The organism is Sporosarcina contaminans (assembly GCF_042679045.1).
Lineage (GTDB): Bacteria > Bacillota > Bacilli > Bacillales_A > Planococcaceae > Sporosarcina > Sporosarcina contaminans.
In genome coordinates this window covers 1-20,195 of record NZ_JBHTLT010000126.1, presented here as the reverse complement: position 1 = coordinate 20,195, position 20,195 = coordinate 1, and the positions used below count along the sequence as shown (strand labels likewise).

The following is a 20,195-nucleotide window of genomic DNA, read 5'->3' as shown; positions in this document are numbered from 1 at the left end:
ACAAATTGAAGAACAGTTGAGGAAAAAGACATGAAGAAACAAAACGTTGTATTATTAATTTTGTTAGCAAATTTATTCATCGCCTTTTTAGGGATCGGGCTCGTTATTCCCGTTATGCCTACATTGATGAATGAGTTACATATTTCAGGTTCTGTCGTAGGCTATATGGTAGCTGTTTTTGCATTGTCACAGTTAATTGTTTCTCCGCTTGCAGGCCGATGGGCAGATCTATATGGCCGGAAGAAAATGATTGTAATCGGACTGCTGATTTTTAGTTTGTCCGAATTGCTCTTTGGTATTGGTAAAATTTTGCCGGTGCTATTCACTTCAAGGGCATTGGGCGGGATAAGTGCTGCGTTCATTATGCCGGCGGTAACTGCGTTCATAGCGGACATTACGACGACTGAAACGAGATCGAAAGCATTAGGATATATGTCAGCCGCAATTTCTACTGGATTTATCGTCGGACCTGGGATTGGCGGATTTTTGGCAGGACTCGGGACGAGGGTGCCATTCTTCTTTGCGGCGGGTCTCGCACTTGTCGCGGCAATCTTTTCTATTATGATGCTGCGCGAGCCTGAACGGCAAGCAAATGCAAATGATGAAAATGGTAAGCCGGGCTTATCAAGAATTTTCGCCCCGATGTATTTTATTGCGTTCATCGTCATTTTCCTCTCGTCATTCGGTTTGGCATCGTTTGAGTCGATTTTCAGTTTATTTGTTGACCATAAGTTCAGTTTTACTCCGAAAGACATTGCGATCATTATAACAGGCGGTGGATTGTTAGGGGCTATCGCACAAGTTGCATTATTTGATCGATTGACGAAATATATGGGAGAAATTCGGCTCATACTATTTTGCCTGATTTTTTCGGCAGCATTGGTGTTTATGATGACAGTTGTGAATACGTATATGCACGTGTTATTCGTTACGATCATCATATTTGTCGGATTTGATTTAATCCGGCCTGCTGTCACCTCGTATTTATCGAAAATCGCAGGTGATGAGCAAGGGTTCGTAGGCGGCATGAACTCGATGTTTACAAGTATCGGCAATATTTTTGGACCGATATTGGGCGGCATGCTTTTCGATATTCATTTAGATTATCCGTTTTACTGTGCAGCGCTATTTCTTGTTATGGGTATTATTTTAGTATTGTTTTGGAAGCCACAGCCAGAAAAGCTTTCTTCCTAATGAAAAGCCATTCTTCCTATTTTGAAGAATGGCTTTCTTTATTGCTTATATTTGATTGGGTTGGCATTTTTAGCGATATTGCTGCGCAAATGAATGCGATAACGACTATTCCTGCTCCAACTGTAGCAGTGCTGACGACTGATTCTGTTTTTCCTAATACGAATCCACCTACGCCTGATCCAATCGCAATGCCGATTTGGAGTGCTGAATTGTTAAAGCTTTGGTGAATATCCGATGTTACGGGATCTGTTTCAATAATATAGTCTTGTTGCGGCGGGGAAAGTGCCCAGCTCAATCCTCCCCAAATCATCATAACGATGACGAAGACAATTGTTGAGAAAGTTGAGTAAGGCAATATGAATAAGCTGATCGCAAATGCCCCTAAAATGAGTAAGATACTTTTTTTGGAACCAATACGGGCTGCAAGACCACCGCCGAATGCTCCCCCTGCAACTGCTGCGATACCGAATAAAAAGTAGAAAACGCTAATCCAGTAAGAACTTAGCTGTAGCGTCGTTTCTAAAAACGGTGTGAAGTAGGCATAGACAGTATAATGTCCAGCTAACATGAACATTGTTGCTAAATGGGCACCAGCAAGTTTTTTATTGCCAAGCGCTTTTATTTGAACAGACAACGATTGCGCTTCTCCTGTTGGAACAGCTTCCAAAAATATAGAAATCAATATGAACGAAACAATTGAAAGAACTGCAATCCCTAAGAAAACAGTGCGCCAACCAAACGCATTCGTCATGACGATGCCGATTGGTACGCCTAATACGAGGGAAGAGCTAATACCCATATAAATATAGCCTAATGCCTTTGCACGAAACCTTGGCTCAACAATTTTAGCGGTAATTGTCAAAGAAAGGACGATGAGCAAAGCAGCGCTCATTGCCGAAATGATACGAGCAAACATCATAAAGGCGTATGTAGGGCTCATAAACATTAAGACATTGCCGATGAAAAAGATGCCAAGCGTAATGAGATAAAGTTTTTTTCTCTCTATTTTCGCGGTAAGTGTCAACAAGACGGGCCCAGCAATCGCATAAACAAGTGCATAGATCGTAATGAGCTGCCCCGCCGTTCCAATTGAAACATTCATATCATCAGCGATAATCGGTAAAATTCCGCCTACAATCAACTCGACTAAACCAATAATGACCGTTGAGGCAGCAAGTATGAATACTCTAAAATCCATAAAAAGACCTCCTATAGAACAAATAAAAAAATCCTAACTACAAAATGAGCATTGTAGTCAGGATTTAACGGTTCCTGGTAGAGACCCTCAAACCATATTATTGAGGTTATACATCTTCATTATGAAATTTCCATTTTCCAATCTATCATGATTTTGAATAGTTAGCAAGTGTTATTAGGAAAATGTTATTGGGAGCTACTATTTACTTCTAAATTTGCAATAACACTCTATTTACTTTTCAAATAAAACATGAAAAGTTACTACACAACGGATAACAGACCCTAAGGATGGCGACAGCCCTTGTTTTCAATGAAAAAGGCGAAGAAATAAAATAACATTTCTTCGCCACTTATAGCTCTTCAATTAAACGTCAACTTCAATGCCGACCTTTTCTTTCACTGCTTTTTGATAAACTCCTTGGGCAACAGCGAGATCAAAATAGGAAGCTCCGACTGATTTAAAGAACGTAATTTCTTCATGATCGGTTCTTCCGGGAATTTCTTCTACGACCAAACTCTTCAATTCACCATGAAGTTCATCGAATGTCCAATCATTTTGGTTATTTGCGTAAATTAATTCACCTGCTTCTTCTTTAACTCCAAATTCATCATCTATAACAATTTTACTGCAGCGTTTAATAAATGTATGATCCATTTCCCGCATATGAGGCAAGTAAGAACCTACGCCATTGACATGCGTGCCAGGCCGAATATCATTTCCGTCAAAGACGGGTGTATTCGAGCGGGTACTACAACAAATAACGTCTGCCTTCTGAACAGCAGCTGCTACGTCTTTTTCAATTTCAATTGTAATTGTTTCATTGATACCAAAGGATTTTAAGCGTTCCTTAAACCGTTCTGCTTTAGAGGCAGTCGGATTTACTAATAGTATTTTTGTGATTCGCCGTACTTGCAATACGCCTAATACTTGCTCAAAAGCCATTGCACCCGTACCGATAATGGTCAGTACAGATGCATCCTTTCTTGCGAGAAAATTGGTAGCAATCCCACTTAAGGCTCCTGTTCGAAGTCGTGTCAAATAAGAAGCATTCATTAATGATAAATGAGTGCCGTCCCGCGCGTCAGATAATAGAATGACACCTTGTGTAGTCGGTTTGTTTACTAAAGGGTTTTCTGGAAAGATCGTAACAGTTTTAATCGTCGTTATTTCATTTGATAAATCAGAACTTGGCATATAGAGCACAGATGCACTATGCTGCGGAAATTCAATTACTGTACGGTGTGGATTGGCAATTTTGTTTTCTGCTTTCGCACGCAAAATATGTTCTATATCAAGGATTGCTTCATTCATTCCGTAAATAGCCTGGATTTCTTTTTCATTGATAATTAACATTGAAATCGCTCCTTTAACATTATAGATCGAGCGCTTCGTTTTTCCTGTCTTTTACTGCCCAAATGGCAATGAGTGAGATAACAGCAGTGAAAATAATATAAAGCGCAACTGGAATATATGAATCATTAAAATTTGCGAGCAATGCTGTTGCGACAAGCGGAGCTGTACCTCCAGCAACTGCTGCTCCAATTTGATAACCTAAAGAAATGCCTGTATAGCGAACTTCTGCCGAGAATATTTCGGAAAACATCGTTCCGAGAACTGCCGTGATAGGTGCCCATATAATCCCAAGCCCTATTATTGTGGCAATGATTAATAATGCGACGGACCCTTGTTTAATGAGCCAGAAATAAGGAAATGCATATAGAATCATTCCAATTGTTCCCCATACATAAAGAGGCTTCCTTCCAACTTTATCGGATAATCTCCCCATCAGTGGGATTAAAATCGTTGTAATAATGGTTGCAATCATGACGGCATTTAAAGTAGCAGTCCTTGTATAGCCAAGATAACTCGTGGCATAGGAAACGACAAATGTTCCAAAAATGTAGAATGGGGCTGTTTCAACAACTTTTGCACCGATGGCAATGAGCACTTCACGCCAATGGGTTTTAAAAGTCGTGACAATTGGGATCTTCGGAATTTCTCCGCGTTTCTGTACTTCTTTAAATGACGGTGTTTCGTCTATTCCTTTCCGAATCCATAGTCCAAATACGACGAGCAAAGCACTCATGATAAATGGTACACGCCAGCCCCAAGTCATGAATGAATCATCTGGCAGCAATGTCATAATTGACAAAGCTAATGTACCGAGCACCATCCCGATTGTAACGCCCATTTGTGGTACAGCGCCAAAAAGCCCTCTCTTTTCAGGTGGTGCATATTCTACGGCGAGCAGAAGAGCACCGCCCCATTCGCCCCCAATACCTAATCCTTGAATAAGACGCAGCGTAATTAACAGGATCGGTGCCCATATGCCAATTGCTTGATAGGTGGGCAATAATCCCATCCCAAAAGTGGCAATCCCCATTAAGCTTAACGTTAATACGAGCGTCTTTTTCCTTCCGATTCGATCACCGATATGGCTGAAAATGATGCCACCGAACGGACGTATAAAAAAGGCTAATGCAAAAGACGCGTATGATAGCAAAAGTCCAACTGTCGGATCGTCATTGACAAAAAAGACTTGGTTGAATACTAATGCGGCTACAGTACCGTACAGGAAGTAGTCGAACCATTCGATCGAACTTCCGACTAAGCTGGCAACTAATACTCTATTTAATTGTTTCTTCTCCATAAACTCTTCCCCCTTTTATATAATTGAAGTGGCACTTCAATTGGCGAATAAAAAAATATGTAAGCGCTTTACAAAAATAAAATTGAAGTACTACTTAAATTGTATTAAGCTTATCATAGTTATATACTAATATTCTGTCAACAGAAAATTTTTAGGAGAAATTAAAATGGCTGCGAATCATTTAGGAAGTAAGATTAAAAGAATTAGAACAAAGCGAAGTATGACACTAAAAGACCTTTCTGAGAAAACAGGTTTTTCAATTAGTTTTTTATCACAATTGGAAAGAGGAAAATCTTCAGCGACGTTGGAATCCTTGAAAAAAATCTCTATCGCCTTTGGGGTCAACCCGAGTTATTTTTTTGAGGAAAATGAATCAAGTGACGATCAAACAAATAGTTTTGACCAGCGGATGGAAGAACATAATATTTATTATAAGGATTTAGGCACCATGGTTCGTAGGCGCGATTTCGCACCGCTGTTAGTCATTTTAAAACCTGGGCAAACAGAAGGGAATCTTATTACGCATAGAGGACAGGAATTTATTTATGTTATTGAAGGAACATTGACTATACGTCTTGAGGATGAAATTTATACCCTCCTTCCGGACGAATCAATTATGCTTGATTCAACAAGACCGCATTATTGGTACAATTACACAGAAAAAGACGTGAAATTTCTTTGTGTATCCTCTGAAGTAAAAGGCGATTAATCAATCTACTGTTTTATTTATTGTTTCCCACTGCCTATATACACTATATAATAATAACAGCCGTTTTCAGCGGGAATTCTTTGAAAAGAAAAGGTGTAAAATAGATGAGTTTATTAACAGTATCGAATTTGAGTCATGGATTCGGGGATCGCGCGATTTTCGAAGATGTGTCATTTCGTTTATTGCAAGGGGAGCATATCGGGCTAATTGGTGCGAATGGGGAAGGAAAGTCCACATTCATGAACATCATTACCCGAAAATTGGAGCCTGACGCTGGAACGATTAGCTGGGCAAAGCGGGCTCGTGTCGGATATTTGGATCAGCATGTCGTGTTGAAGCAAGGCATGACGATTCGTGATGTATTGCGGACCGCATTCCAATATCTTTTTGATGTTGAAGCAGAAATGAATGAACTATTTGAGAGAATGGCTAATGCTGATCCTGATGAGTTGGAGCGTCTGCTTGAAGAGACGGGCCAAATGCAAGATGAATTGACGAACAATGATTTTTATATTATAGACGCCAAAGTGGATGAGGTCGCGAATGGTCTTGGATTGGATGAGTTCGGCATGGATCGTGACGTGCAAGATTTAAGCGGAGGACAGCGGACGAAAGTACTGCTTGGCAAGCTGCTCCTTGAGAAACCAGATATTTTATTATTGGATGAGCCGACGAACTATTTAGATGTTGAGCATATCGAGTGGCTTCGCAACTACTTGCAAAATTACGATCATGCATTCATCTTAATTTCGCATGATCTTCCTTTTTTGAATAGCGTCATCAACGTCATTTATCATATGGAAAACCAGCAAATCACCCGCTATCCAGGCGATTATGATGAATTTATGCGCGTGTATGAGATGAAGAAACAACAATTGGAAGCGGCATATAAGAAACAGCAAAAGGAAATCGCCAATTTAAAAGATTTTGTTGCACGCAACAAAGCGAATGCCGCGACGAGCCGAATGGCGATGTCCCGACAAAAGAAGTTGGATAAAATGGAAATGATTGAATTGGATGAGGAGAAGCCAAAGCCACAATTTGATTTTAAAATGGCACGTACCCCTGGAAGATTTCTATTTGAAACGAAAAATCTTGTTATCGGATACGACGAGCCGCTTTCGCAGCCATTGAATTTAACGATGGAGCGAGGACAGAAAATTGCGTTGTCCGGAGCGAACGGCATCGGGAAAACGACATTGCTAAAAAGCATATTAGGAGAAATCCCGGCACTATCGGGAACTGTCGAGCTTGGTGAACATCTTGAAATCGGCTATTTCGAACAGGAAACGAAGGAAGAAAATAATCGCACTTGCTTGGAAGAGGTTTGGGAAACCTTTCCTCATTATACACAATACGAAGTGCGAGCAGCGTTGGCGCGCTGCGGATTAACGACGAAGCATATTGAAAGTAAAGTAAAGGTGTTAAGCGGCGGAGAGCGTGCAAAAGTGCGTCTTTGCAAATTAATGAATGCCGAAACGAATTTACTCGTGCTGGACGAACCGACGAATCACTTGGACAAAGATGCGAAGGATGAATTAAAGCGAGCGCTCAAAGCGTATAAAGGCAGCGTGCTTTTAATATCCCATGAGCCTGAATTTTATAAAGACGTTGTTACAGATGTTTGGAATGGCGAGAAATGGACGACGAAAATGTTTTAATTCAAAAATCTGTTTGTAAGATGTTGAAAAACGCATAGTAGTGGAAATAGGGTATAGGACATTTTAGTTCTATGCCCTTATTTTTATTGTTTCCGTTGTGTTGAGAAGTATCTATGTTGTAATGCCCACGTTTTATATTGTGTTGCAGTGGTTATACGTTACGTTGCACCTTTACGATCGAGTCGCAGTTTCTTAACCTAAAGCAGTCCTTTTATGTTGTTCAATTCAAAAAAAGCATGGATCATTCTAAATGAATGACCCATGCTTCTGCAAGGAATAATCCAATCGTTGGGTATTTATTGCTCTTTCAAAATTTGTTCAACGGTTGATTCCACTTCTGCGCGAGCCATTTTTTCTTGGCCGCTATTTAACGCGTTGAGTGTTTTCTTTGCGAGTGCAAGAGGTATTTTGCAGAACAGTAAAATGTTTTTAGTTTTAATGGATGTAATATAGGCATCGGCCTTCGCCAAGTTTTCTTCCGCATATTTGAACAAATCATCGCGTGTCCATCCGTCCGGCATGAAGTGGACACCACGGTCGGCGTCTTCGTCTTGGTTGCGAAGCATATTAACGGCTTGGAGTCCACGGCCATATCCAATCGCCAACTCACGGTCGGTTTTCGTGCCATCATAAGCTTCCCATATATCTGATAGCATGACTCCTACAAGTCCTGCCACATAATATGTATAGTCGTCCAAGTCTTCTTTCGTTTGTATATTGAATCCTTTTTCAACCCAGCTTGCCATGCCATCAGCCATGATGCTCGTCGATTCCTTCACTTTTTCGATCAAATTGGCAGGGCAGACAGATAGCCAGTCGCCTAATCGGATAGTCACTTCCGGAAGCAAGTGTTCATAAGGCTGGAGTAACTGGCGGTATGCGCTGTCATCGAATTTTGATTGCAACAGCTTGCTTGTAGAACGCAGCAAATGCTGTTTCACTTCGGGTTGCAAAGTTTCATGATCTTCAATTTCATCGATTGCACGCATGCATAAATAAGCTGAACCTACTGTCTTTCTAAGCGTATTGTTAAGCAATTTTATCGGAATATAAAAGGTCCTGCTCGTTAATTTGAGGACATGCATTGCATCTTTGTGCAATGTTGCTTCGTTTCCCAAGAAAGTCCCTCCTCATTTGATCGGATAAGTGGTTTTTACATTTATTCTTTTCATTATACACTACTTTCCCAAGTGATTTCCATTCCTTTTGTTGTTAGGCATCGCAAGCCGGATCTTCAAATTATAAATGGATAAACATTCGCAAGAGGACTTACTTGCGAATGTTTTTTGAGAGAAACTTACTAAACATTTACACGGAAAAGATATTTGCTTAACAATCGCTTCGTACAATATGGGCTGTAAGGAGAAAAGAAGAGGAGGGTTCAGCCGGAAATGATATGACGAAAATCCTTTAGCCTGTTGACTATTTATAAATCGACTGGAGGGAACGAAATGAAAAACATTGGAAGAGTATTAGTGTTGATAGGAGTAGTATTCATGCTTGGTGCTTGTTCAAATAAGAAGGATGAGAGTTCGGAGCATAAAGTTTCAGCTGACAGCGGAAGAACGGAAATCACTTATTGGTATGCGTTTGGAGATAAGATCGGAGAAAACAATGAAAACTTAGTGAAGATGTTTAATGAATCTCAGGATGAAGTCTTTGTGAAAGCAGAATTTCAAGGTGGCTATGAAGATTTACATGCCAAGACACAAGCAGGGTTTGCCGCTAAAAATGCACCTGAAGTTACTTTGAATGAAATTGCTTCAATGGGTGTTTTTGCAAGATCGGGAATGACAGAAGACTTGACGCCGTTTATCGAACAAGATCCCGACATTCAGTTGGAAGACTTCAACCCTGGACTTATGGGCAATTCATACGTGGATGGCAAAATTCATGGGCTTCCCTATTTGCGCAGTACACCGATTCTTTATATGAATGTTGATATGTTAAAAGAAGCAGGGCTCGATCCAGCAGGCCCGAAAAATTGGAAGGAATTCGAAGACTATTTACGTGCACTGACAGTTGAAGGGAAAAGTGTTGGGATGAGCATGCCAGTTAGCATCTGGTTTTTTGAAGCTTTCATCGGTGCGAATGGAGGGGATATGCTAGCAGAAAACGATTCAGAAGTCACTTTCAATAGTGAGGCTGGAGTGGAGGCTCTTGAGTATTGGAAACGTTTAGCACAGGAAGGCATTTTGAAGATTCCTGCAGGAGATGAAGCATCTGCCCAAGCGGCACAAGATTTTGCGAATGGGCGCTCAGCAATGATTTTTGCTTCAACTGCAAACTTAACAAACAATATTGCGATTGCAGAGGAAAATGGTTTTGAGCTAAATACTGCTTTCATGCCTGCAAATAAAATGAATGGCGTTCCGACAGGGGGAGCAAACCTTGTTATGACTGCTGGATTGACTCCCGAAAAGCAAGAAGCAGCATGGAAATTTATTAAATGGATGACTGCAAAGGAACAGACAATTTATGCAAGTACATATACAGGATATTTGCCGAGCCGATTGTCTGCCGTTGATTCTGAAGATATGCAGAGTTTGTATAAAGAGACGCCCCAATATAAAGTTGCTGTCGATCAGTTGCAATACGGCAAAGCACGTCCAATGGCTGAAGCTTATCCAGAGATTTCAACTATTCTATCAGATGAGATTACGAGATGTCTTTTAGAAGATGACTTCTCTCCGAAAGAGGCTTTAGATCAAGCAGCTTCTTTAGCAAATGCGCTTTTAAAATAATTTGAAACGGGGGAGAGGTGATTCTTCACTTCTCTTCCGTTCAAAAGGAGATGTTCATAATGAAGTGGATGGATGAGATAAAAGTTGTTATTTTCGATTTGGACGGTACGTTGTATCAGGACGATACGTTTTTAGGGCGGTACATTGCGCATATGTTAAAGGATAACTTCAATGAGGAAGAAATTGCAGCCGCTGTTCATGAAGCGTATGACATTTTGGAAGGGAATCACCCTGTCCATTTTGGCTGCTATTTCGATCGGATTCAACATGATGTTTTTCTACATGAGAATTTTATACCAACGTCTTGTTATTCATGGGAAGGAATGAAACGCGAGCGGCATGTAGAGGATGATTCTTCTTTGCTATTTATTGGGGATGTTTGGGGCATTGCACATTTGTACGCGGCAAAGTTTAGCATCTCACAAGAAAAACGGATAGAGGCGTTTGAAAAGGTGCGGTACGAAATGATTGAGAAGCCATATGCCTTCCAACGTCATGACCGTTTGTTTGAAAGTATCAAATCGCTACATGCTGAGAAGAAAATTTTTATGACGAATACTGCGGGAGAGACAGGTCCTGCATTTGTATCTTATTTAAATATCGGATCACTTTTTAATGAGTATATATTTGATGCCAAGAAACCGGTAGGAATGGATCGCATTGTAAAACGATTCGTAAAGAAAGGGTATAAACCAAGTGAAATCTTGTCTATCGGCGACAACCCATTCAATGATCTATTGCCTGTTAAACGGTTGGGCGGTCGTACATGCCTCATTTCTCCATATAAGCATTATGGACAATACGAATGGGATGTTGCAGTGCAAACAGTTGAAGAATTATCCGATGTTTTGATGCACATGTCGGTCGTGAAACTGTAACGAAGGAGAGGATTAGAATGGCGGAAATCAGATTAACGAACGTTGTAAAAAAGTTCAACGAAGACGAAGTTGTGAAAAACGTAAATCTGACGATAGCTGATGGCTCATTTACAGTGATCGTTGGTCCTTCAGGATGCGGAAAGTCAACCACGCTCCGAATGATAGCGGGGCTCGAAACTCCGACGAGCGGTGATATTTGGATCGGGAATGATTGTGTAACGAATGTAGCGCCAGGAAAGCGGAATATAGCGATGGTGTTTCAAAACTATGCTCTGTATCCTACGATGACTGTGCGAAAAAATATTGAATTCGGTTTAGTTAATAAGAAAGTTCCAAAAGCAGAGCGGGAAATGTTAATACAAGAAATTAGCGATATTGTCGGGTTGTCGGAGCATTTAGATAAAAAGCCTCAGCAACTTTCTGGTGGGCAGCGGCAACGGGTAGCATTAGCACGTGCGATGGTGAAAAAACCGAAAGTTTTCATTTTGGATGAGCCTTTATCCAACTTGGATGCGAAGTTGAGAGGGCAAATGAGACGTGAATTGATCCAGTTGCATAAGCGGTTAGGTACGACATTCATCTATGTTACTCATGATCAGGTGGAAGCAATGTCGATGGGTGATCAAATTATTTTGCTAAATAAAGGCGTTATCCAACAGGTGGATTCTCCGATGAATATGTATCATGATCCAAACAATATTTTTACTGCAGAGTTTATCGGCACGCCTGCTATGAATATTTTGAAGAGGGAACACCTTGAATTTTTACTGCCTAATTTATTTGAAGATGTTGCTTATATTGGGTTCAAACCAGAACATGCAAAGATTATGTCGGAATTAGAGGAAATGCCTGATCATCTCATTATGAAGAGCGAAATTGTGACAACGGAAACGTTGGGTGCAGAAACGATTTACACAGTTACAAATCAGGCTGGAACGATGAATATTAAAAGTTTTTCCGAACCGATCACAAACAAAAAGCATGTGTATATTGCGTTGCATTATGACAAGCTTTATTTTTTTAATGCACAAGAAGAGCGGATCCGTACTATTACGTTGGATGAAAAAACGATTGACTCGAAGCCGGCGATTATCGGAGGGGTGTAGGATGAATTATACAAAGGTTAGGCCGTATTTAATGATCCTGCCGGCAATTATTATATTTGCATTATTTTTCCTTTATCCAATCGGCTATATGATTTTTTTAAGTTTCCATGATTGGAATTTTGTGAGCCCAGAAAAGGATTTCGTTGGGATAGACAATTTTAAAGTATTACTATCTGATGCGAAGTTCATGCAAGTGTTACGAAATACTTTCGTCTATTCAATTTTAACTGTGTCATTGACGATTAGCATATCCCTTTTGCTGGCGCTTTGGTTGAATCGGCAGGGAACAATTTACGGGTTTGTCCAAGGGGCAATTTTCAGTCCGCATATTATTTCCCTTGTATCCATCTCAATGCTATGGATGTGGCTTATGGATACGGATTACGGATTATTGAATTGGTTTCTTAATTTGTTTGGCATATCAAATATTCCATGGCTAACCGATCCGAAAACGTCATTGCTTTCTCTTATTATTGTAGCTGTTTGGAAAGGGATCGGTTACTATACACTTATTTTTATTGCAGGGCTGCAAAGTATCCCGAAGGATATTTATGAGGCGGCAGCTTTAGACGATACTGGCAAATGCCGGACGTTTTTTAACCTGACATTGCCGATGTTATCACCAACTTTGTTCTTCTTGACAATTATTGGGTTAATCGGATCCTTTCAAGTGTTCGAAACGATTTCAATTATGACAGGCGGCGGGCCGATTAATTCGACCAATACAATTGTGTACTACATTTACGAAAATGGCTTCCGTTTCTTTAAAATCGGCCATGCATCTACAGCCGGCGTTATTTTGCTACTACTTGTCGGCGTATTTACGATTTTGTACTTTAAGCTGCTATCGAGAAAAGTACATTATCAATGAGGGGGACGAATCTATGAAAAAGAATCCGATTTGGATGGTCTTGAATGCAGTTGGCCTGCTTTTGCTCATTTGCATATTTGCGCTGCCTTTCGTCTGGATGATTTCAACTTCATTTAAAACATTAGGTGAAACGATGACATTCCCGCCAAAATGGATACCGAATCAATTGCTTTGGGAAAATTTCGCAAAAGCATGGAATTCGGGACCGTTTTTAAAATACTTCATAAACAGTACGATCGTTTCAATAGGCATTTTACTGCTCCAATTTGCGACGATCATTCCTGCAGCGTATGCATTTGCCCGTTTCAAATTTAAAGGAAATCAATTTTTCTTTGGCATCACGATGATTACATTGATGATTCCGACACAGCTTATTTTCTTGCCGGTTTATTTGCAAATGAGTTCCTGGGGATTGCTTGATACGCTTTGGGCACTTATTTTGCCATTCGCTTCTAGTGCTTTTGGAATTTTTCTCTTGCGGCAATCGTTTAAGCAAGTGCCGGAGGAGTTGCTTGAAGCAGCCCGTTTAGATCAAGCGAGTGAATGGAAAATTATGCTGCGTATTATGGTGCCGATGGCGAAACCGGTATTAATTACATTTGGGATGTTCAGCTTCATCGGGCATTGGAATGACTATTTTTGGCCGTTAGTTATGACAACTTCTGATGCTGCACGTACATTGCCGCTCGGTATTACAAAATTGCGTGAAGTCGATGGAGGAGTCGCTTGGAATATATTAATGGCAGGAAATCTTATTCTTGTAGTGCCGATTTTATTCGTGTTTTTCTTCGCGCAACGACAAATTATACGGGCTTTTGTCTATACCGGCGTGAAATGACCGTTTGATTGTGAGTTTGAAAAAATGATGTCAAGAGAGGTTGATGTTTGAATGGAACAGCTGATGATTTCGTTCGTCGTCCCTTCCTATAATGAAGCGGGGAATGTTGAAAAGGTAATGGATGCTATTGCGAAAGAAATGCAACATCAGCAAGCGGGTTTTGAAGTGTTATTTATTGATGACGGCAGTTCGGATGGAACGATGGATGAAATTCGGCATGTGCTGCATTCGTATTCGGAAGCTGGGTATGTTTCATTCACGAGAAATTTTGGCAAGGAGGCAGCGATTTTAGCCGGACTGCAACATGCGAAAGGACAGGCAGTGATCGTTATGGATGCCGATCTACAGCATCCGCCTTCTTTAATTCCTGAACTATTGAAAGGCTTTGAGGAAGGATATGATCAAGTCGTCGCCAAACGAAACCGAAATGGTGAATCAAAAATGAGAACCTTTTTATCTAAGAGCTATTACAAGTTCGTTAATAATGCGATTGATGTGCGGTTAAGTGATGGAGAAGGAGATTTTCGACTGCTTAGCAGGAAGGCAGTTGACTCGCTGTTGCTATTAAGCGAGAGCAATCGTTTCTCAAAAGGGCTTTATGCGTGGATCGGTTTAGAGCAGAAGACAATCTCCTATGAAAATATTGTAAGGCAGCATGGGGAAACGAAATGGTCATTTGGAAAGCTGCTTAATTATGCGGTTGATGGGATCGTATCTTTTAATACGAAACCATTGCGACTATGCTTCTATATTGGTCTTTTCACATTAAGCTCCGCTCTTATTTATATTGTAGCTACTTTCGTTAGTATTTTTCTGAATGGAATCGATGTTCCTGGATATTTCACTACAATTTCTTCTGTTCTTTTTTTAGGGGGAATCCAGTTGGTCTCGTTAGGGATCATTGGTGAATATGTAGGCAGAATTTATAATGAGACGAAAAAAAGACCGCATTATTTAATTGGCCAAGCTAGCGTGGAAATGAAAGGAAAACAGGATCAGCATGCGACGATTCATCGATCATGAGTTTTACAAGTTTATGATGGTCGGCATTGTAAACACAGGTCTTTATTACGGATTGTATTTGGCTGGACTCCATATAGCTATATTTCCATATATTATTGCGCATAGTTTGGCGGTTGTCATTAGTATGGGAGCGTCGTTCTTTTTGAATTGCTATGTAACGTATCAAGTGAAACCGACATGGAAAAAGCTTGTACGTTTTCCGCTAACGCAGTTCGTGAACATTTTCGTAACGTTTATTTTATTGTTCATGTTAGTTGAATGGTTTGGCATGAATGATAGCATAGCACCGATTGCGGCACTTTTTGTAACGGTGCCAATTACGTTTGTTGTGACGGGGAAGGTGTTGAAGACATCATGACCATTTTCGAAAGACATCGCAAATTATTTGTCGGAGTCGCTTGCCTGCTTGTAGCTATCCTGAGTCACCACTTTTTCATATCCGAGTTTTTCAAAGGACGGTATATGACAGGGTTAAATGATGGGCTTTCGCAAATGATTCCGTTCAAGTATTTCTTATACAACTTATTTACGGAAGGGGAATTTTTTTATTCGGAAAGCTTTGGCTTAGGTGGGGGTGTCTTTTCACAATTAGGTTACTATTTTTCAACATCACTCATCTTTTATGCTACGGTTCTTCTAACATTTTTACTGGAGCAGATCGGCGTCCTTTCTACTCCTAATTTGTTTTATTGGGCAAATATCATATTAATGATAAGTATTTTACGGATGACATGCATCCTCTTATTAACTACATATTATTTTAGAAAAATACGATTCAACTTACTCTCGGCGTTTGTTGCTGCAACAGTATATGGAACGAGCATTATGTATTTCCGTCACGTCACGTATTGGGAATTCTTTGCAGATGCGATGCTGTTTCTTCCGCTCCTTCTCATTGGAGTGGAAGCTATTATAAAAGATGGAAAAGTTAGTTGGTTCATCTTTGCTGTCGCAATTAATATGATTGACAATTTCTATTTTGCGTACGTGAATTTTTTAATTGCATTCATCTACATTCTTTTTCGCTGGCTTTTTCCGCTGTTTCTCGAAGAAGTGGAGAAAAGGAGGCAAATCAAGCTGTTCCTCCTTGGAGGTATAGCAGGGGCTTTGCTAAGTACACCATTTTTCATCCCTGCTGCGTACGGTTACTTGAACAATTATAGGCCACCTTACGAAGATTCGATTCCGTTATTTGGGGCTGTCGATAATTTGTTATTGCACGGTCGTCTCGTTATTTTGCCTGCGTTCGTGCTCTTTAGCTTATTAATTAAACCATTCTATAAAAAACGTTCGTTTCGATTTTTTGCCGCTTTAACAATCACATTATGCATATTGCATTACAGTCCATTTATTGGGAGTCTTTTTAACGGTCTATCTGCACCGCAATATCGATGGGAACATTTCCTTTCGCTTGTTGCTGGAGGAGTGGCTGGAGTCGCACTGCAACATGTGAAAATGGTCCGACTACGGGATATTTATGTTGCTGCTTTCGCTGGTAGTATGCTTTATCTTCTCTTTTTCATTGGGGATCCGAAGCTGAAAATAAAAATATACGAATCTTATTTAATGATTTGTGCTGCTATTACGCTGCTTCTCTTTTTCTTATTTGTTCAATATAAAAAAAGATGGACTGCCTGGTTGATAATTGGATTCCTTTTGTATACATCTATTTTGACTGCAAATAAATTTCAAGAAGAGAAATTAACATATCGAGATAATGGAAAGGGCAAAGGACCTGATTATGGTATTACACGGACCTATATGGAAAGTGAAGAGTACTATGGAATCGATCAGCGAAAATTGATAAAAAGAGTACAAGATATGGCAGATCATCCTCTTGATCGGATTGATTGGATGGTAGAGACGCGCAATAATACGCCAATTGTTCAGGATTTTAATGGGATTAGTGTTTATTCGAGCATTTTGAATCATCATCTTTTGTCATTCTATTTGCATGATCTTTCGATTGATATGAGAAGGGAAAGTGTAAGCAGATATGCGTCTCTTGGCGATCGTGCAAATTTGTATGCTGTATTGAATGGTGCTTACGTTATACGGCAAGATGGGGGAGATCCTGTTCCGTTCGGATTTTCCGAAGTTGCAAGGGAAGGGGAATATGTAGCTTACCGGAATGACTATAAGCTGCCTTTTGTTAGGACGACTTCGATCTTATATTCTGAAAAGGATTTGGAAGAAATGCCTGTGTTGGCAAAAGAACATGCAATGTTAGAAGGCGTAATCCTTCCTAAGATTGAAGGGGGTTCTTCCCGTCTTCCGGAAGTAGAGGACGTAATGGAGCAAGTCGCGGTTGAGCCGGTTGGAGGAACATACTCAGATGGCGTGTTGGAAGTGAAGGATAACACAGGTGGTGTAGATATCGTCTTGCACGACAAATCGATCGTGAAAGAAGATGCTTTTTTAACGTTTTTTATTAAACGTAAAAGCAATGACAAGGATTTTATATTATCGCTAAACGATTTTAAAACAGAACGGAAGAAAAACGATTCGATTTACCGTACAAATGTAAATGAAGTGACGATCCGGGTGCAAGCAGACGAACGAATACGACTCCGTTTACCTAAAGGGAATTATATCTTGAAAGATTTAAAGTTATATATGGAAGATTACTCATTGCTGAAAAATAGAAAAGAAGAAAGCAGAGGAATGCCTGCTGCAACTGTAAAATGGAAGGGACGTAGAGCGACGATTATAGTCGATAATGTGCATGGCGATTCACATATGATTCTTCCACTTCCTTACGAGCGTGGCTGGACAGCAAAAGTGAATGGGGTAAAGCAGGAGATTCTACGTGCTAATTATGCTTTCACAGGATTGCAAATCGAAAAAGGGAAAAATACCGTTGAGCTAACCTATTTACCATCATTCTTCAAGGTTTCTTGGATAATAGCAAGCTTTACGGCAATTTGCTTATTCGTGATTTGGTTAAGGCAGAGAACATATAGGAAAATCGGATCGCATTTGTAGATTTATATTGTCTTTTTATAAAAATAGACAGATGAAAGAAGTTGAATTATTTCTTTCATCTGTCTTTCGTATTATTATGAAATAAATCAAAAGAATCGTTTCATACGGTTGTGCTTGCATGAACGAGAGAGACTTCGCAGTTGCGATGTTCGTGTTCACCACGTGCGTCCGCTCTATGAGTGAAATGATTGATATTATCATAAATTCGCTGGGCATTTTGCCGAAGTGTTTCATCGTCTACATCAATCGCAGTTACAGTAATTGATTCATCCGCAATGTTAATTAGCCGGAAAGCAGGTTGATCTAAGCAAGCAGCTGTTTGCACAAATGTCCAGTTTCCTTCTTTGACGATGGAATCACAATGCATGTGGCCATTGAAGTACATGCCAATTCCTTTCTTTTGATGAAGCAAAGAACGCATATTTATCGAAGGATGAATGGAGCCATTTTCCCTCTCAGACCCTGCTGTTGTATTGTGAACAGGATGGTGTGCGAAAATTAATAACGGTTTTTCTTCAGAATTTTGAATTACATGCTCTAACCAATCGAGTTGCTCGTCATCCATCCAACCGCCCCAGCATTCATGGTCAAGTTCACGGGCAGTATCTAAAAAGGCGAAGATCGCTTGCTCGGTTTCGAATGAGGAGTATCGTTTTTGACCTGTTATGGTAAGCAATTCATTTTTCGTCATCGAATAATTATCGTGGTTTCCTAAGACGTGAATGAACTCTCGTCGTTCGCCAATTAGTGAGTAAATGTTCTCTAATTCATGGCGCATGCCGTAGTTCGTCAAATCTCCTAATGATACGTGAAGCTCGGCGTCAACTTTCAAAAATTGATCGATAAATTTTTCATAGAATGCCGAGCGTGCCTCCAATAGACCTGAAATTCTCTCGTCAATAGCTGGATAGTGTAGATCGCTGAACAATGCAATTTTCATAGTTTGTGTCTTCTCCTTTCAAGATGTATTCATTTACAATCGTAAGAAATTATTATGAAGGCCATATAGGATTTGTGTTAATGGCTTGTAAAATCAATTGAATTAATATAAAAATACAAGGAGTTGAGTATTGTATGACAAAAGTATATTGGACAAAACTTAAAATAAATGAGTGGGAAATTCATATGGCCGCGACTGATAAAGGGCTTTGCTATGCGGGGACTCCTTTGGAGACATTTGACGATCTCAATCGCTACATTACGAAATGGTTGCCAACATTTGAATTGATTGAGAGTGAAAAGGAGATGGGTCCGTATATTGAGGACATGCTATCTTTTTTCAATGGTTCAAGCAAACAGTTTACGCTACCGATTGATCCGTATGGAACTGATTTTCAAAAAAGTGTATGGCAAGCATTGACGGAAATTCCTTACGGACAAACCGTTTCTTATTCGGACATCGCAAATCAAATCGACAAGCCTTCAGCTGTCCGGGCAGTAGGTAGTGCGATTGGTGCAAATCCTATCTTAATTGTCGTTCCATGCCATCGTGTAATTGCTAAAAACGGTAAGCTTACAGGCTTTCGAGGTGGTTTGGAAATGAAAAGACAGCTATTAGAGCTGGAAAGTAGATAGGTGATAGTTCATGGTAGTTTCTTTTAGGAAACTATGTCACTATGAAGTGCGTACTTCCAAATTTGCTTGCAAATGAGCATAATATATGTATAACAATCAATAGTTGAGTTACACTATTGAAGTAAGAATCAAATCAAAGGAGCTATACATCATGAAAATTACAGTGAAAGCTATTATAGGGAGCACAAGCCCTACTTCAAATAATCTTAAATTAGTCGAATACCTTCGCAAAAAGTATGCTGATCGTTTAGAGATCACACCTGTATTCATTAACGATGTTGACATGTTTTCGGTAGAAAAGGAGAGCGACCCTTCAGAAAACGTTAAAGAATTTATGGAAAATGTTAGAGAGTCGGATGCAGTGCTATTTGCAGTGCCGGAATATAACTTCTCAATTCCAGGGGCTCTGAAGAATGCGCTTGACTGGCTATCTCGCAGCAATTTTGCAATCAAGGACAAACCTGCTTTCATCATCGGTTCTTCGATGGGTGTCTTAGGAAGTGTTCGTGCACAAATTCATTTAAGAGAAATTTTATCAAATCCAATGCTTTCACCTGCATTGCTGCCAAATAATGAAGTTTACATCGGTTCCGTTCACGAAAAATTGAACGATAAAGGTGAATTGATTGACCAAGGAACAATCGATTTCCTCGACATGGTTGTCAATAACTTTATTGAATTCTATGAAAAAAATCGCGTTGCCGCACAAGTATGATTTTAAAAGAAGGGGCTGTCCAATAAGTCCCTAAAATAGAACAGGTGG

General features: G+C 40.0%; 18 protein-coding genes and 1 riboswitch. Of the genes, 13 read left to right on the top strand and 5 right to left on the bottom strand.

Going from position 1 to position 20,195, the window contains the following annotated elements:
* Nucleotides 1-30 precede the first annotated feature (30 nt).
* On the top strand, nucleotides 31-1,194 hold the full coding sequence (locus ACFQ38_RS15870; protein WP_381482122.1) for an MFS transporter: 1,164 nt from the start codon (nucleotides 31-33) through the stop codon (nucleotides 1,192-1,194).
* Nucleotides 1,195-1,210: 16 nt separating this feature from the next.
* On the opposite strand, the gene ACFQ38_RS15865 is transcribed toward ACFQ38_RS15870, so the two are convergent.
* The 3 genes from ACFQ38_RS15865 to ACFQ38_RS15855 form a co-directional block, all read right to left on the bottom strand.
* The gene (locus ACFQ38_RS15865; RefSeq protein WP_381482121.1) at nucleotides 1,211-2,392 is read right to left on the bottom strand and encodes an MFS transporter; all 1,182 of its coding nucleotides are present in this window, start codon (nucleotides 2,390-2,392) and stop codon (nucleotides 1,211-1,213) included.
* 34 nt (nucleotides 2,393-2,426) lie between these two features.
* Nucleotides 2,427-2,526, bottom strand: a riboswitch (purine riboswitch).
* Between the two features lie 229 nt (nucleotides 2,527-2,755).
* Nucleotides 2,756-3,745 (bottom strand): ornithine cyclodeaminase family protein, encoded by a 990-nt coding sequence (locus tag ACFQ38_RS15860; protein ID WP_381482119.1) that lies wholly within the window; start codon nucleotides 3,743-3,745, stop codon nucleotides 2,756-2,758.
* A 19-nt stretch (nucleotides 3,746-3,764) separates the two neighbouring features.
* On the bottom strand, nucleotides 3,765-5,042 hold the full coding sequence (locus ACFQ38_RS15855) for an MFS transporter (RefSeq protein WP_381482117.1): 1,278 nt from the start codon (nucleotides 5,040-5,042) through the stop codon (nucleotides 3,765-3,767).
* 166 nt (nucleotides 5,043-5,208) lie between these two features.
* Here ACFQ38_RS15855 and ACFQ38_RS15850 point away from each other — a divergent pair, with 166 nt between their 5' ends.
* The gene (locus tag ACFQ38_RS15850) at nucleotides 5,209-5,751 is read left to right on the top strand and encodes a helix-turn-helix domain-containing protein (RefSeq protein ID WP_381482115.1); all 543 of its coding nucleotides are present in this window, start codon (nucleotides 5,209-5,211) and stop codon (nucleotides 5,749-5,751) included.
* Nucleotides 5,752-5,855: 104 nt separating this feature from the next.
* Nucleotides 5,856-7,412 carry an ABC-F family ATP-binding cassette domain-containing protein gene (locus tag ACFQ38_RS15845; RefSeq protein WP_336824600.1) on the top strand — a complete coding sequence of 519 codons (1,557 nt, stop codon included), beginning with the start codon at nucleotides 5,856-5,858 and terminating at the stop codon, nucleotides 7,410-7,412.
* Nucleotides 7,413-7,708: 296 nt separating this feature from the next.
* Here ACFQ38_RS15845 and ACFQ38_RS15840 read toward each other — a convergent pair whose 3' ends face one another.
* Entirely contained in the window at nucleotides 7,709-8,530 is an 822-nt protein-coding gene (locus ACFQ38_RS15840; RefSeq protein ID WP_336824599.1) for a phytoene/squalene synthase family protein, read from the bottom strand.
* Nucleotides 8,531-8,863: 333 nt separating this feature from the next.
* On the opposite strand from ACFQ38_RS15840, the gene ACFQ38_RS15835 reads away from it, so the two are divergent.
* From ACFQ38_RS15835 to ACFQ38_RS15800, 8 genes are read left to right on the top strand one after another with little or no spacing between them, the layout of a single operon-like run.
* Entirely contained in the window at nucleotides 8,864-10,156 is a 1,293-nt protein-coding gene (locus ACFQ38_RS15835; RefSeq protein ID WP_336824598.1) for an ABC transporter substrate-binding protein, read from the top strand.
* A gap of 59 nt (nucleotides 10,157-10,215) precedes the next feature.
* Nucleotides 10,216-11,034, top strand: coding sequence for an HAD family hydrolase (locus tag ACFQ38_RS15830; protein ID WP_381482112.1), 819 nt, complete (start codon nucleotides 10,216-10,218; stop codon nucleotides 11,032-11,034).
* Nucleotides 11,035-11,051: 17 nt separating this feature from the next.
* Nucleotides 11,052-12,140: an ABC transporter ATP-binding protein gene (locus tag ACFQ38_RS15825; protein WP_336824596.1), complete on the top strand. Its 1,089-nt coding sequence runs from the start codon at nucleotides 11,052-11,054 to the stop codon at nucleotides 12,138-12,140.
* Nucleotide 12,141: 1 nt separating this feature from the next.
* Nucleotides 12,142-13,011 carry a carbohydrate ABC transporter permease gene (locus ACFQ38_RS15820; protein ID WP_381482110.1) on the top strand — a complete coding sequence of 290 codons (870 nt, stop codon included), beginning with the start codon at nucleotides 12,142-12,144 and terminating at the stop codon, nucleotides 13,009-13,011.
* A gap of 13 nt (nucleotides 13,012-13,024) precedes the next feature.
* Nucleotides 13,025-13,849, top strand: a complete 825-nt coding sequence (locus ACFQ38_RS15815) for a carbohydrate ABC transporter permease (RefSeq protein WP_336824594.1) — start codon at nucleotides 13,025-13,027, stop codon at nucleotides 13,847-13,849.
* Between the two features lie 51 nt (nucleotides 13,850-13,900).
* Nucleotides 13,901-14,872, top strand: coding sequence for a glycosyltransferase family 2 protein (locus tag ACFQ38_RS15810; protein WP_336824593.1), 972 nt, complete (start codon nucleotides 13,901-13,903; stop codon nucleotides 14,870-14,872).
* Nucleotides 14,850-15,230 (top strand): GtrA family protein, encoded by a 381-nt coding sequence (locus ACFQ38_RS15805; RefSeq protein WP_336824592.1) that lies wholly within the window; start codon nucleotides 14,850-14,852, stop codon nucleotides 15,228-15,230. Before ACFQ38_RS15810 ends, ACFQ38_RS15805 begins: the two co-directional genes overlap by 23 nt.
* On the top strand, nucleotides 15,227-17,857 hold the full coding sequence (locus ACFQ38_RS15800; protein ID WP_381482107.1) for a YfhO family protein: 2,631 nt from the start codon (nucleotides 15,227-15,229) through the stop codon (nucleotides 17,855-17,857). The genes ACFQ38_RS15805 and ACFQ38_RS15800 overlap by 4 nt, the downstream gene beginning before the upstream one ends.
* A 100-nt stretch (nucleotides 17,858-17,957) precedes the next feature.
* Here the strand turns inward: ACFQ38_RS15800 and ACFQ38_RS15795 are convergent, their stop codons facing one another.
* A complete protein-coding gene (locus tag ACFQ38_RS15795) occupies nucleotides 17,958-18,797 on the bottom strand; it encodes a metallophosphoesterase family protein (RefSeq protein ID WP_336824590.1) in 840 nt (279 codons plus the stop codon).
* A gap of 134 nt (nucleotides 18,798-18,931) precedes the next feature.
* Here ACFQ38_RS15795 and ACFQ38_RS15790 point away from each other — a divergent pair, with 134 nt between their 5' ends.
* Nucleotides 18,932-19,432 (top strand): methylated-DNA--[protein]-cysteine S-methyltransferase, encoded by a 501-nt coding sequence (locus tag ACFQ38_RS15790; protein WP_336824589.1) that lies wholly within the window; start codon nucleotides 18,932-18,934, stop codon nucleotides 19,430-19,432.
* 151 nt (nucleotides 19,433-19,583) lie between these two features.
* Nucleotides 19,584-20,147 carry an NADPH-dependent FMN reductase gene (locus tag ACFQ38_RS15785; protein WP_336824588.1) on the top strand — a complete coding sequence of 188 codons (564 nt, stop codon included), beginning with the start codon at nucleotides 19,584-19,586 and terminating at the stop codon, nucleotides 20,145-20,147.
* Nucleotides 20,148-20,195: the final 48 nt, after the last annotated feature.